The organism is Vibrio sp. A2-1, from assembly GCF_021728355.1.
In the GTDB taxonomy this organism is placed as follows: Bacteria; Pseudomonadota; Gammaproteobacteria; order Enterobacterales; family Vibrionaceae; genus Vibrio; species Vibrio splendidus_K.
Map to the genome: position 1 here is coordinate 1644827 of NZ_JAKKCO010000001.1, position 14777 is coordinate 1659603.

Annotated in this window: 11 protein-coding genes; 7 read left to right on the top strand and 4 right to left on the bottom strand. The window is 46.7% G+C overall.

Translation table 11 applies throughout. The annotated features are described in order from the left end of the window. Positions 1-21: 21 nt before the first annotated feature. Positions 22-462 carry a heme-binding protein gene (locus tag L3V33_RS06925; RefSeq protein ID WP_016795812.1) on the bottom strand — a complete coding sequence of 147 codons (441 nt, stop codon included), beginning with the start codon at positions 460-462 and terminating at the stop codon, positions 22-24. 103 nt (positions 463-565) lie between these two features. Continuing rightward, positions 566-2191: a malate synthase A gene (gene aceB / locus L3V33_RS06930; RefSeq protein ID WP_237290060.1), complete on the bottom strand. Its 1626-nt coding sequence runs from the start codon at positions 2189-2191 to the stop codon at positions 566-568. A 313-nt stretch (positions 2192-2504) separates the two neighbouring features. On the opposite strand from aceB, the gene gcl reads away from it, so the two are divergent. From gcl to L3V33_RS06955, 5 genes are all read left to right on the top strand, one after another. Further along, the gene (gene gcl / locus L3V33_RS06935) at positions 2505-4277 is read left to right on the top strand and encodes a glyoxylate carboligase (protein WP_237290061.1); all 1773 of its coding nucleotides are present in this window, start codon (positions 2505-2507) and stop codon (positions 4275-4277) included. Positions 4278-4429: 152 nt separating this feature from the next. After that, positions 4430-5206 carry a hydroxypyruvate isomerase gene (gene hyi, locus L3V33_RS06940; protein WP_237290062.1) on the top strand — a complete coding sequence of 259 codons (777 nt, stop codon included), beginning with the start codon at positions 4430-4432 and terminating at the stop codon, positions 5204-5206. 37 nt (positions 5207-5243) lie between these two features. Further along, positions 5244-6140: a 2-hydroxy-3-oxopropionate reductase gene (locus tag L3V33_RS06945; protein WP_017086615.1), complete on the top strand. Its 897-nt coding sequence runs from the start codon at positions 5244-5246 to the stop codon at positions 6138-6140. A gap of 187 nt (positions 6141-6327) precedes the next feature. Next, positions 6328-7638, top strand: coding sequence for a glycerate kinase (locus L3V33_RS06950; protein WP_237290063.1), 1311 nt, complete (start codon positions 6328-6330; stop codon positions 7636-7638). A 192-nt stretch (positions 7639-7830) separates the two neighbouring features. Then, positions 7831-8448: a TetR/AcrR family transcriptional regulator gene (locus L3V33_RS06955; RefSeq protein WP_017111425.1), complete on the top strand. Its 618-nt coding sequence runs from the start codon at positions 7831-7833 to the stop codon at positions 8446-8448. Positions 8449-8543: 95 nt separating this feature from the next. Here the strand turns inward: L3V33_RS06955 and L3V33_RS06960 are convergent, their stop codons facing one another. Together L3V33_RS06960 and L3V33_RS06965 are read right to left on the bottom strand one after the other, a co-directional pair. Beyond that, on the bottom strand, positions 8544-9794 hold the full coding sequence (locus tag L3V33_RS06960; RefSeq protein WP_237290064.1) for a HAMP domain-containing sensor histidine kinase: 1251 nt from the start codon (positions 9792-9794) through the stop codon (positions 8544-8546). Positions 9795-9850: 56 nt separating this feature from the next. Then, positions 9851-10549 carry a response regulator transcription factor gene (locus tag L3V33_RS06965; protein ID WP_237290065.1) on the bottom strand — a complete coding sequence of 233 codons (699 nt, stop codon included), beginning with the start codon at positions 10547-10549 and terminating at the stop codon, positions 9851-9853. 232 nt (positions 10550-10781) lie between these two features. Between L3V33_RS06965 and L3V33_RS06970 the strand changes: the two genes are divergently transcribed. Both L3V33_RS06970 and L3V33_RS06975 read left to right on the top strand, forming a co-directional pair. After that, positions 10782-11615: an efflux RND transporter periplasmic adaptor subunit gene (locus L3V33_RS06970; protein WP_237290066.1), complete on the top strand. Its 834-nt coding sequence runs from the start codon at positions 10782-10784 to the stop codon at positions 11613-11615. Between the two features lie 2 nt (positions 11616-11617). Then, positions 11618-14635: an efflux RND transporter permease subunit gene (locus L3V33_RS06975; RefSeq protein ID WP_237290067.1), complete on the top strand. Its 3018-nt coding sequence runs from the start codon at positions 11618-11620 to the stop codon at positions 14633-14635. Positions 14636-14777 lie beyond the last annotated feature (142 nt).

A 14777-nucleotide genomic window follows, 5' to 3' on the forward strand; every position in this document is an offset into this window, starting at 1 on the left:
TCAGTACAGTGAATTGGCTAGTTAAGCTTGCAGCATCTCGTCGCTAAACAGTTCAGCACAGCCAATGCCATTAATGGCGCAGCTTTCGTCGATATCTGATATATCGCCGCTAACCCCGATAGCGCCCAGTACCGTTTTATCTTTGTCTCGAATCAGTAGCCCCCCTGGTACTGGTACCATGTTTCCGTGTGCGAGCACGTTTACGGCGGAGATGAATGCTGGTCGGTTGTCAGCATCTTGGGCGAGTTTTCTAGAGGAACAGCCCAGTGCGAGAGCCCCCCACGCTTTAGCAATCGCGATGTCTGGTCGCATCATGCTAGAACCGTCTTGACGTTGCAGGGAAATCAGCTTGCCACCACTGTCTAAGACGGCGACCGTCAAAGGTTCTGTGTGGATCTTACTTCCTGCTTTTAAGGTGCCATCGATGATGGTTAACGCTTGTTGTAGAGTCAAACTTCCCATGTTATCTCCTAGTTTTTCAAGGGGCATTCGTACCAAGCTCAGCCAGCCAATCATTACTCTTGTTGGTGAATATCATTGGCTGATTCAGCTCGGAACAAGAGTCTTAGCTGGACTCTTGTAATAGCCCATAGCTGGGTAAAGTTAGGAAGGCAGCGAACTCATCGGCTGTAGAAAGTTGATAGAAAAGATCAGCTGTCTCTTCAAATCGACCTGCTGCATAGCGCGAGTCTCCGACTTCATGTTTTATGGTGTCTATCTCTTGGTAAAGCCAAGAGCGGAATAGTGATTTGGTAAAGGTTTGGCCATCATCGAGTGTTACCCCGTGGTGGATCCATTGCCAGATATTGGCTCTCGAGATCTCAGCGGTCGCGGCATCTTCCATAAGGCCGTAGATAGGTACACAGCCATAGCCTTGAATCCAAGCTTCGATGTAATACAGTGCGATGCGTATATTCTTACGAACGCCCGCTTCGTCACGACTGCCTTCACAAGGTTTTAGTAACGAGTCTGCATTGATCACATGCTCTGGGCTTTGGAAATCCATTTGGTTTACTTTGCCATCAAGGTGCTTATCGAATATCGACATCGCTAAATCAACCAGTGCAGGGTGCGCGACCCAAGTCCCATCGTGTCCGTTTTGAGATTCTCTCTGTTTGTCTTCAATTACTTTGGCAGTCACACGCGCCATCTCTTGCGGGTCTTTTGCTGGAATAAAGGCCGACATACCACCCATCGCCAGTGCACCGCGAGCGTGACAAGTACGTACCAAAAGCTGGCTGTAGGCATTTAGAAACTCTTGATCCATGCCGATCCCGTGGCGGTCAGGCAGGATACGATCTTTATGGTTTTTCAGCGTTTTGATGTAGCTAAAGATGTAATCCCAACGGCCACAATTCATCGCTACGATATGATCGCGCATTGCATACAAGATCTCTTCCATTTGGAATACGGCTGGAAGTGTCTCAATCAAAACCGTCGCACGAATGGTGCCTTTGGGTACGTGGAAATAGTTTTCGGTGAAGCTGAAAATATCGTCCCACCACTGTGCTTCTTCCATGCTTTCTAGCTTTGGAATGTAGTAGTAAACGCCTAAGCCTTGTTGTGCACGTGATTGATAGTTTTGGAAAAAGTACAAGGCGAAGTCCATCAAGCAACCGCCGATAGGCTGATTGTTGAATTGGATGGATTGCTCAGGAAGGTGGATCCCTCGTGGGCGTGCGATCAGCAGTGCAGGATCGTCGTTTAATTGGTAACGCTTCTGCTTCTTCTCATCGAAATAACTAATGGTGCCAAGGTTGGCATCTCTTAGGTTGATTTGCCCTTCGACCATATTGGCCCAAGTCGGGGAAGACGCATCTTCAAAACAGCACATGAAGACTTTCGCGCCTGAGTTTAGTGCGTTGATCACCATTTTTCTTTCGATAGGGCCGGTGATCTCTACGCGGCGATCCAGTAGTTCTGGTGGCGGTGTTGCTACCTTCCACTCTTTATTCTGACGAATGGAAACGGTGTCTTTTCTGAAGTTGGGTAACTCACCCTCGTCATATTGAGCTTGTTTTATGTCGCGGTCACTTAGCAGGGTATGACGGCGATCTCCAAACTTATTCACGAGAGCTTCTAAGAATTTTAATGCATCTTTAGACAAGATCTCTTTGTACTCGGAGTTGTCCATATTCCCGAGTACCTGCATACACTGTACTTCTTCTCTCTCTTTTACGTCATTCATCATTGTTGTCTCCTTTGAACAATACGATGTCACTTTGTATACAAAATGCTCTTTTTAAGGATATTTATATTGCATAAATTGTAAACAAGCAAAGGGTATTTAACATTTATTTATCATTTGGTCTTTTTGTAATTTATTTTTACGTAAAGATATTTTATGTAAAGCAATGAATTGTAAGCTTTTCAAGGTTGGTGCTTACTCAAAGTGGCCGTGTGATGTAACAAGATTGTTTCATTTTGGGGTTGATAAATAGCGAGGATGGTTCATAGTACACAAAAGTTAGTTTAATTGTATACAATCTGAACTGGAGGTTCGAATGGCAGTTATGAAAGCGATTGAAGCAGCGGTAGAAGTGCTTAAACGTGAAGGTGTAGACATCGCATTTGGTGTTCCCGGCGCAGCAATAAACCCTATGTATGCGGCTATGAAAAAGCTCGGAGGAATCGACCACGTCTTAGCTCGTCACGTAGAGGGTGCATCCCATATGGCTGAAGGGTACACACGTACCAATCAAGGCAATATAGGTGTGTGTATTGGTACTTCTGGTCCTGCGGGAACGGACATGATCACGGGCCTTTATTCTGCGACTGCAGATTCGATTCCAATTCTATGCATCACAGGTCAGGCTCCGCGTGCTCGCCTTCATAAAGAAGACTTCCAAGCGGTTGATATTGAATCCATTGCTAAGCCAGTGACTAAGTGGGCAACCACGGTGCTGGAACCTGCACAAGTGCCACGCGCATTCCAAAAAGCCTTTCATTTAATGCGTTCGGGTCGTCCGGGGCCAATCCTGATTGATCTACCGATTGATGTTCAGCTGGCTGAGATTGAGTTTGATATCGATACCTATGAACCGCTAGAACCTTACAAACCGCAAGCAACCCGAGCGCAGGTTGAGAAAGCATTAACCATGATGTCTCAATCGGAAAAACCGCTGATTGTATCGGGTGGTGGCGTGATTAATGCTGGCGCGTCTGAATTGTTGCAGCAGTTTGCCGAGATCACTGGTGTTCCTGTTATTCCAACCTTAATGGGTTGGGGCTCGATTCCGGATGATCATGAGTTAATGGCGGGTATGGTGGGGCTACAAACTTCTCACCGTTACGGTAACGAAACCATGCTGAGTTCTGATTTTGTGTTTGGTGTTGGTAACCGCTGGGCTAACCGTCATACCGGCTCTGTGGATGTTTACACCGAAGGCCGTAAGTTCGTACACGTCGACATTGAACCAACCCAAATCGGACGCGTGTTCTGTCCTGATTTAGGCATTGTCTCTGATGCAAAAGCTGCACTAGAGCTAATGGTTGAAGTGGCACAAGAGTGGCGTGACGCTGGCAAGCTGCCGAACCGAAATGCTTGGGCAAGTGAGTGTCAGGAACGCAAGTCGACCATGCTGCGTAAAACCAATTTCGATGAAGCGCCAATGAAACCGATGCGTGTTTATGAAGAGATGAACAAGGCATTTGGTCGTGACACTTGTTATGTGAGCACCATTGGTTTGTCGCAAATCGCTGCCGCTCAGTTCCTGCATGTTTATAAGCCGCGTAACTGGATCAACTGTGGTCAGGCTGGCCCATTGGGGTGGACAACACCAGCCGCATTGGGTGTACGAGCAGCTGATCCTGATCGCGATATTGTCGCTATCTCTGGAGACTATGATTTCCAATTCATGATCGAAGAGCTGGCCGTTGGCGCGCAATTTAACTTGCCATACATTCATGTGTTGGTGAACAACTCGTACTTAGGTTTGATTCGCCAAGCACAGCGCCAATTTGATATCGATTATTGTGTACAACTGGCGTTTGATAACCAGAATGCACCAGAGCTTGAAGGCTACGGGGTAGACCATGTAGCCGTTGTTGAAGGCTTAGGTTGTAAGGCGATTCGAGTTCGTGAACCAGACCAAATTGCCGCGGCGTTTGAGCAAGCCAAAGAGCTGATGAACAAGCACAAGGTGCCAGTGGTCGTTGAGCTGATTCTTGAGCGAGTAACCAACATTGCGATGGGCGTAGAGATCAACGCCATCAATGAATTTGAACCGCTTGCCGAAAGCCGTGGCGATGCCCCAACAGCGCTAGCGTACAAGTAATCATTAAGTCATGTGTATCTGTAGAGCTGAGGTTTAGCTCTACGGAAAGTCTCCAATAGAGCGAGGCTTGCTAAGCAACCGTAGCTCCATCAAATAACCGTTGCTTCACTAAACAGTCATAGTTTCACCAAATAAAGAATAAGGACAGAGTCATGGCAAAATTTGCAGCAAACTTGTCAATGTTATTCACGGAAGTTGATTTTATGGATCGCTTTGAAGCTGCCGCAGAAGCGGGCTTTCAAGGTGTCGAATACCTTTTCCCATATGCCTTTGATGCGGATGAGATTAAACAAAAGCTCGACGCTAATAACCTAGAGCAAGTGCTATTTAACTTGCCTGCGGGTGATTGGGACGCTGGCGACCGCGGTATCGCGGTAGACCCAGCAAGAGTTGAAGAGTTTCAAGCGGGTGTACCTAAAGCCATCGCTTACGCAAAATCGCTCGGCTGTGCTCAAGTGAATTGCTTGGCCGGGATTGTTCCACAAGGTGTGACCCAACAAGACGCGCAATCAGCGTTTGTGATTAACCTGCATTACGCGGCGAACGCGCTAGCAGCAGAAGGCATCAGCTTAGTGATAGAAGCGATCAATACCCGCGATATTCCGGGCTTCTTCTTGAATACCACAGAGCAAGCTAAAGCGATCATCAAAGAGGTAGGGAGCGATAACCTTTCTATCCAATACGATATTTATCATATGCAAATTATGGAAGGCGATCTTACGCCGACCATGCAACAGAACATTGGTCAAATTGCACACGTGCAACTGGCGGATAACCCAGGCCGACACGAACCGGGTACTGGCGAAATCAACTACCCATTTGTGCTCAATTATCTTGATGAGCTTGGCTATCAAGGCTGGGTTGGCTGCGAATACAAGCCAAAAACAACCACGACAGAAGGCCTTGGTTGGCTACACCAGTACCGTTAATTGCGTCTGGTAACCCTCAAACGTTAAGGAGAACAACATGTCTAAAATTGCATTTATCGGAACTGGCATCATGGGTAAACCTATGGCGAGTAACCTTCAAAAAGCAGGTCACGATTTGATTCTGTCGGATCACTTTAATGCAGCACCTGCCGATCTTGTAGCAGCAGGCGCAACGGTCTGCCATTCACCAGCGGAAGCGGCTGAAGCAGCAGATATCATTATCTTAATGGTGCCGAATACACCACAAGTTGAAGATGTCCTGTTTGGTGACAACGGCGTCGAGAAAGGTCTAACGGCGGGCGGTGCAGCTGGAAAACTGGTTATCGATATGAGCTCCATCTCGCCTATCGCCACCAAAGCAATTGCAGCGCGAATTAATGAAGGCGGCGCGTCATACCTTGATGCTCCGGTATCCGGCGGCGAAGTAGGCGCTATCAATGCTGCGCTGACTATCATGGTTGGCGGTGAGCAAGACGCCTTTGATAAAGCACGACCTCTGTTCGAAATCATGGGCAAGAACATCACGCTGGTGGGTGATAACGGTGCAGGCCAAACGTGTAAAGTGGCTAACCAGATCATTGTGGCGTTGAATATTGAAGCGGTGTCTGAGGCGTTAGTGTTTGCTTCGAAAGCCGGTGCCGATCCAGCGCGCGTACGTCAGGCTCTATTGGGTGGATTTGCTAACTCTAAGATCTTGGAAGTACACGGCGAACGCATGGTTGAAGGCACATTCGACCCTGGTTTTAGAATCTCACTTCACCAGAAAGACCTCAACTTAGCGCTAACTGGCGCACAAGAGCTAGGGGTTGCACTGCCGAACACGGCCAACGCACAAGAGCTATTTGGTGAGTGCGCCGAAATGGGCGGTGAAGGTTGGGACCACTCTGCGCTTATCCAAGCGATAGAGAAACGTTCTGACCACTCGATTCGCTAATTAATTAGGGCTGCTATCGATTCGTAGCCCAACAGTTTGTTTATAAATCGCGTAGTTTCGTCTCCTTTTATACGCGTTCCTGATACGAGCCAGAGGTTGAAGTTGTTCCTTTCCAACTTGATCTTAGCAGGCACCCTTTGGCCTTGTATCGGGGTTCTTTTTTTCTCCGTCAACTAAGGAGTGGCTGATGGACATTGATGCTAAGCAGTTTCTACAAACCCTTTTCTCAAGTGCTGTTAATCAGGCGCTACCTAAAAATCACATCGAACCTTTTCTTCCTCAAGACATTTTTTATCGCTCTGCTAATCAAGCCGGGCGTACTGTGGTGATAGGAGCAGGAAAAGCGGCCGCATCAATGGCAGCAGAGCTCGAAGCGGTGTGGCAGGCAAAGAAACAACAAGATCTTGCACTGCGTGACCTTGAAGGCTTGGTGGTGACTCGTTACGAACACACCGCCCCTTGCGAACATATCGAAGTGATTGAAGCGGCGCACCCCGTGCCAGATGCGATGGGCTTAGAAGTGAGCCAGCGCATGCTGCAATTGGTGAGTAGCTTGAGCGCAGATGACACGGTTATTTGCCTACTGTCGGGTGGTGGCTCTGCACTATTAAGCTTACCCGGTGGTAATATCAGCTTGGCAGAGAAGCAACAAATCAATAAGGCGCTGCTCAAGTCAGGCGCAGCCATTGATGAGATGAATTGTGTTCGCAAACATCTATCTTCGATAAAAGGCGGTCGACTCGCCAAAGCCGCGTATCCTGCAAGGGTTGTGTCACTGGCGATTTCAGATGTGCCGGGCGATGACATTAGTGTGATTGCCTCTGGCCCAACCGTACCCGACACCACTACGCGTTTTGATGCGATGGCAATTTTAGAACGTTACCAGATAGAAACACCACGCTCGGCATTTGAATGGTTAAATAATCCAGAGTCAGAAACTGTGAAGCCGGATGACGCTTGTTGGAAAAACGCAGAGCACCATATTATTGCCACGCCGATGTCGGCATTGGAAGCAGCCGCGGCAGAGGCCGAAGGTTTAGGTATACCTGCCTATGTGCTGAGTGACTGCATTGAAGGAGAAGCTCGAGATGTAGCGAAGGTTCATGCTGCGTTGACCAAGCAAGTGGCCAATAACAAGCACCCATTCGAGACGCCTTGCGTGATACTTTCCGGTGGCGAAACCACAGTAACTGTTAAAGGCAATGGTCGCGGTGGGCGTAATTGTGAGTTCCTTTTAAGCTTGTATAACGAGTTAAAAGGGCAGGAAAACATATTCGCCCTCGCGGCTGATACTGATGGCATTGATGGTGTTGAAGACAATGCGGGCGCGTGGATTACCCCTCAAACATGGCAACAAGGTTCGAGCCTGTCGCTTAAAGCGCAAGACTATCTCGATGCCAACAATAGCTACGACTTCTTTAAGCAAGTCGGTGTGCTGTTGACCACAGGGCCGACGCTAACCAACGTGAATGACTTCCGCGCAATATTGATTCTTTAACCTGAATAGTTCGAATAGACTGAAAAACCTTAAAGTTCGAAAACGCATACTATTGAATGGTCGCTTTTCTCCACATAAGAGCGACCATTTTATTGCTATCAATGTTGTGACCTCGAGTTCTGAGATTATCTTCTGGACTAATGAAGCACGTTGATTACTATGGCTTAAGTAATGAGCTGTAAAGGATGCAATATGTCTAGGATCAGACAAAAGAATCAAGATTTAATCATCGAAGTCGCGTGTGAACAATTCGCTACTCATGGTTATGCCGCAACAAAAATGGCCGATATCGCGAAAGCGGCCGACATTCCCAAACCCAACGTATTCTATTACTTCAGCTCGAAAGATAAGCTCTACAATGCCGTTTTAGAAACCGTCACTCAGCCCTTACTGGAAGCGTCACGTCCGATTGAAGAGCTCAGCGACCCTGTTGAAGCCTTGTCTCAATATATTCAAACCAAGCTGATCATTTCTCGTGATCATCCGCACGCCTCTAAAGTGTTTGCCAATGAAGTGATGTCGGGCGCTAAAGTATTGCCGAAAGAGATTGGTGACGAGCTGTATAAGCAATCCCAGATGATCCTTGATAAGTTTTCAACGTGGTCAGCACAAGGCTTAATGGATGACGTTCCTGCACACCACCTGATGTTTACCATCTGGGCAGCCACCCAAACCTACGCCGATTTTGGCTGGCAGATTTGCAGCGTGATGCAGAAAGATCAGCTCGATGACAAAGATTATGAAGATGCCGCTGAGTTCATCACTCAGCTAGTGATTAAAGGGTGTGGTGTTAAAGGAAAGGCGGAGTAGTTCATTCCTCAGGTTCACTAATAAAGGACATCTCTCGATGTCTTTTTTTGTATACGCTGTTTCGTGTAAGAGCCTATTTTGAATAGACGCCGCTTTTATATATCGTTTCGAGCAAAGTTCGCAGTGCAGCCAGAGCTGTTTGATGTCGAGTCTGAATGTGCGTTATCGATCAGTGTTGATGTCCAGCCATAGCTCTCTCCAATACGTTTGACGATGATTAAACCTAGGCCGTGTTCTGTTTTTGTATCATCACTCAACCCTGCGCCAGTATCAGAAACGGAAATCGTGTTTGAGTTGATGGTCACCGAGATTTCACCTTGCGTGGTAAATCGGATTGCGTTTTCAACATAGTTCTTCAACACCATATTCACCAGAGGTAATGGCATGTTGAGCGTGGTGCTTGGCTCAACGTTTAGCTCTAACGTGACGCCAGAAGCCAACATCGTGTGGTACTTCGATAAATCAATAGTGGCATCGTCGATAACGGTGAGTGTTTTTTCGGTTGAAGAGTTCTCTTGTTTAACAATGTTCAATAACACCTCAACGGTGGAGCTCATGCCATTGGCCGCCCCAAGAATACGTTCGCGTTGCTTGGTTTGGAATGCTGGGTCGTTAGGCTTCATAGCTTGCAATCCGGCAGCGCCAAGAACAATCGCTATCGGTGTTTTTAATTCATGACTCGCGTATTTCGCAAACATCATCTCTTGCTTGGCAAGTCGGTCTTTCATTTTTGAGTAACTGTTGAGGTGTGAGGTGAGCATCTGCAATTCATCAACGGTATTCGTCGGGACATGGAAGTTATCGGACTCATGTTTGCTGAGTTGAGTGCTGAGGTTTTCAATCGGTGCCATCAGTTGGTCGAACACTCGCTTGAGAGTAATCCGCAACACAATGATCAGTCCGAGCATAAGCAAAGTTGAGATTGCCATCAATACACCCCAACTGTCGTCCCACAAATCCATATCAAAAGAGCTGATGGCGATGTAAGTCGGAATGTTTTTGCCTTGATCTTCGAAGGAGAAGTGATAGACGATCACGCCGGGAATAATAATGTCTTCTTCAGAAAGTCTTAGTTCAAAACGTTGGCGATCCACTGTATCCAATGCCATGGGCGGTAATTTTTTGAGTTGGTCGGTAAAGTCGCCTTCACCATAATAAGCCGTCACGTTGTCCGAGAGCTTTAGGCTACCTTCCGGTGAAAGGCGTTTGTAGAATTGTTCTGCCACACCTTTAAATGATTTTAGGTGGCTCTCGATTTGAGCCTCTTCCTGCCAAACTAAACGAAGCGAGAACACAAAAAATACCACGCATGAAGAAACCAGTGCGATGACAGAAAAGGTACGCATGGTGCGAATCCTGACATCCTCGATGGAGTTGCCTAGCTTGGTTCGAATCTTCATGTTTATTGCGGCTCACTTGCTGATAAGATCAATTGAAAACCGTGTTTAGGAATCGTCTTTAACATAGGAAACTTGAATGGCTTATCGAGGACGTTTCTTAACAAATAGATATGGCTACGGAGTACATCTTTGTCAGGAATGTCATCGCCCCAAAGCATGAAGATTAAGCTTTCACGAGATACGACGCCGCCCTGAGCCTTCACCAACTCTCTCAGAATCTGAAACAAGATAGGGGTCAGAGTTAGCGTTTGTCCGTCTCTTGAAGCGGTGTGTGTTTTCTCATCAATCGTCACTTCGCCAAAGCTTAATGTCTTTTGAGCAACCAAGCCTTTATTGCGTTTGATGAGCGCGCAAAGACGAGCTTCTAGTTCTGGAAAATTGAAGGGCTTAGTCACAAAGTCATCGGCACCAGAATCGAAGCTGTTTAATAGATCTTCTTGGCCATTCAAGGCCGTTAACATCAAAATTGGTGTCGTTACGCCATTTTGGCGCAGTTTAGTCGCCACTTGCATACCATCAAGCTTGGGCAGCATAACGTCTAGGATAATTGCATCGAAGTCGTTCTTCATAGCTAGCTTGAAGCCTTGATCTCCATCTGAAGCAAAATCCGCGATAGCCTCTTTAACCTCTAAGAAGTCGGCAATAATGCCTTGTAGTTCGATATTGTCTTCAACAACTAAAATACGACTGCGCTCAAGCATCTATCTGCTCCATTAAAATATCTGCTCTCATCAAAACATCAACTCCCGGAAAATTTCGACTCCAAACAAAAACGTAGCCTATCCAAAATTATGTCGAATTTATGTCTAATTGATAGCGTTAATCAAAAAAATTCAACGTCTTCCGATTATTTTTCAATGTCGAATCGACTTCGACTTTAATTCGACAAAGACAGTTCAACAATAGCTCACATCAATAGGTGAAGGTTGAATTATGAAAACTCAAATTATCGTGCTGGCTGCACTTCTCGGTGTCTCAACGACTCAAGTATCAATAACTCAAGCAACAGAGCTGATCGGTCATGTTCAAGGGTTGAACAAACACAGTGTTGTGGCAGAAGTGCCCGGTGTCGTGGAGATGAATAACCTTGAAGTGGGCGACGCCGTCAACCAACAACAAGTGCTTGCTCAAATTAAAGCCGATGATTTTAAGTTTAGCGTCAATAAGGCTAAGGCCAATCTAGCCCTTGCCGAAGCGGATCTTGCATTGCGAAAGGCGACCTATAACCGCTATCAAGCCCTTATTGAAAAGAACAGCCTCTCAATCGGTGAACTAGACACAGCACGTGCTGAATTTTTAAGCGCGAAAGCGTCGGTGTCTGTCGCTCAAATTGACTACCAACAATCTCAAGTGGACCTTGAAAATACTCAGATTGAATCTCTTATTTCGGGTTATATATCCAACAAACCCGCGCAATCGGGAGCTTGGGTAAGTGAGGGGGACTTGCTTTATGAAGTGGTCAATATTGATAAGGTCACTCTGTCATTTATGGCAAGTGAGTATGACCTGAAACACTTCACTGTTGGTCAAGAAGTGGTGGTGTGGTCTGAAACCAACCCTGAGATAAAGATGGAAGCGAGCGTGCAGCGTATTGGCGTTGAGATGCAAAATTTGACCTACCCAGTATTGGTCGAGATTACCAACCAAGGTCATCAGTTTAAGCCGGGCATGTCAGTTTACGCCTCGACGGATCTTTCTATTCAAAGTATGACAACTGCTCAAACAGCATCGAATCAAGCAATATCGAATGACAGTAAAGGGCAGTAGAGATGAACTTTTTAGCATACTTCGCGAATCGTCAGTTTTTGGCTCGTATCATCACCGTTATGGTGTTGTTGACGGGGGCTATGTCGCTAATGCAGCTCAATTTACAAGAGTATCCAGATGTTGCGATGGACACGGCAGAAATTGAAACCAGCTATCCGGGCGCGACAGCTCAAGACATTGAACTGAACATCACTAACCCAATAGAGAAAGAACTTCGTTCTGTGGATGGCATTGCCTACTTTTCATCAGAATCCTCAGAAGGACGTTCTTTTATCGAGGTCGAATATTTGCCTGGTGAAGATGCGGCTGTGATCTTGAGAGATATACAGCAAGCCGTGGACCGAGTCGGTAATCTGCCGAAAGATATTGACTCGCCCCCGGTTGTGACTCAGCAGAAAACCTCTTCTTTTGATGTTTATCACTTTGGCGTGAGCCTAACTGAGAGCAATACAGATTCAGCGTCGTTACAGCATTATGCGTATCAATTAGAAAAGAAAATTAACAGTCTTGGTGGCGTGGGTTCTATCAAGCTTTCTGGTTTTAATGAGCGAGAGTTTTGGGTTGAAGTTGACCCTGAAAAAGCACGCCGCTATCAAGTTGCTTTCGATGATGTGAGTACCGCGATAGAGCAACACAACCTGTCTCAATCGGGTGGTTTTGTCGAGTCATGGAGCCAAGAGCAAAAGATTGTCACCATGACCAAAGTAGAGTCGACGGGTGATGTGTCTAACATCGTGATTAAGGCGCTAGATTCTGGTCAAGTTGTCCGTGTGTCGGATGTGGCGACCGTTATTGATACCTTCGCGCGAGCAACCGAAGATCCGGTGATGAGCGGAAAACCTGCGGTCATTTTCTCTATCACAAATAGCGGCAGTGCAGATGTCATTACAACTATCGACAGCATTAAGGCTCTGTTGGACAAAGAAAGCGGACGCATTGGCGACCAATTTATTTTCCAGACCAGCCTCGATCTTGGTCGGGATATGGATGAGAAGTTCTCTATCGTGGCAACCAATGGTGCGATAGGTTTGGTGTTGGTTCTGTTGATCTTGAGCATGATCCTGCAACGACGCGTCGCTTTCTGGGTCTCGGTCTCTATCCCATTCTGCGTCTTCGGTGTGATGATCGTTTTGCCAATCATGGGGTTGAACTTAGACAGCATCACACTCGCAGCACTGTTGTTGGTGATCGGCATTATCGTTGATGACTCGGTGATCATCGCCGAGAGCATCTTCCAAGAAAAAGAAGCGGGCAAAAAAGGTGTCGATGCTGCGGTGTCGGGTACTTTAAAAGTGATCAAACCATTGATGGCAAGCCTTGTCACAACGGCCTTGGTGTTTATCCCGATGATGTTCATCCCAGGCACCATGGGTAAAGCGGTTGCTGTGATCCCGATTACCGTTATCGCAGCGCTCGTCTTCTCATTCATTGAATGTACCTTAACGTTGCCAGCGCATTTATCGTTGGCTAAAGAGAGCAACTCAAAGACACAAGAGAAAGATCGATTTGAATGGATTTCAAACCGTTACCGTTCTCTGCTGAATATGGCTCTGAACTACAAGAAGTCAGTGATTGCATTGGCGTTGGTTGGCTTCGCAGCTTCTGGCTTTTTGGTATCTTCGTTGAAAGTGGATATCTTCCCGACAGAAGCAGGTAAATACATTGAGGTGTACACCGAAGTGAAGGCGGGTACTCCGCTCACTAAAGTGCGCGATGCTCATCAATTGATAGAGCAAGCGATAGAATCTTTGCCAGAAAATGAATTGGTTAGCTATGAGTTGATTTACTCGTCACCAGTATCTCAAGGGGTTATCAACTTAACTAACTTTGACCAGCGCACCCGCTCTGCGGAACAGATTATTACGGCGCTCAATGAAGAGTTGGCAGCGCTGTCTGATGACATGTTCATTAAGTTCTCGATTGATGCTGGTGGCCCTCCTCCCGGCGACCCAGTTGAGGTACGTGTACTTGGCGGGACTGAGAGTGAACGTAATCAAACTGTGGATTTGGTGATGGCCTGGCTAGAAGACTACCAAGGCGTGACCAGCATCAATCACAGTGAGGCATTGAAAGATCCTCAATTGAATATTGTTCCTCAGTATCATTGGTTGGCGAAGTACAACTTAACGGTGAGTGATTTATCGAATGCGTTGCGTGTGGGTTTTGATGGCAACAGCGTGACATCCACTTGGCTTGGCGATCAAGAAGTCGATATCCGTGTGGTCTTGGACGAGCAATTTCGCGATATCGAGAAACTGAAAACCACCAAAATTTACACAGCAGATGGGCAGCAAGTACCACTCAGTCGATTAGCTATGGTTGAACAGATAGAAATCCCTCGCCTTATTAAGCATTACAACGGTGAGCGAGAAGTAACGGTATCGGCGGCTTTGTCTGATGAGAGTATTAGTCCGGTTGCGTTATCCGATGAACTACTGACAGAGCTAACGGGTCAATATCCACCGAGCGTGACCATTAACGTAGGCGGCGAGGCTGAAAGTACCAACGAAACCATGAGTGGCTTCATGGTGGTATTCCCTGCGGCGATGGTTGCTATCTACTTCGTATTGGCGGTGATGTTCAATTCATTGTTGCAACCACTGCTTATTATGGCGGTCATCCCGTTCGCGATTATGGCTTCATTGATGGCACTCGTGGTTCACATGCAGCCGATGTCTTTGTTTGGATTGATTGGTGTACTTGGGATGACGGGTGTTGTGGTCAACAACTCACTAGTGCTGATAAACCGAATCAATGAGCTAAGAATCGAAGGTTTAGATGTGATAACGGCGGTGACTCAAGCGGCGGTCAGTCGTCTGCGTCCAATTGTAATGACGTCACTGACCACAGTTGCAGGTCTGCTACCTCTAGCTTACGGGTTAGGTGGAACGGATGTGTTTATGGGCCCGATGTCGCTCACACTGGGCTATGGTTTGTTGTTCTCATTACCCGTTGTACTGTTGGTGATTCCAGCCATGTATGCGTTGTTCTTTTCTCGATCTAAAAACAGTGAGTCATGACGTGCGGTTTTGTGACTTGTTGTGCAATAAGTCATTTAACTTAAAACTGGTTTGATTAGGTATGCCATTTCATTTAAATAACAGGTTATAGTATCGCGAAAATTGGCGGCACTTATTCTTCTGAAAAGCGAAAAGCTGGAAA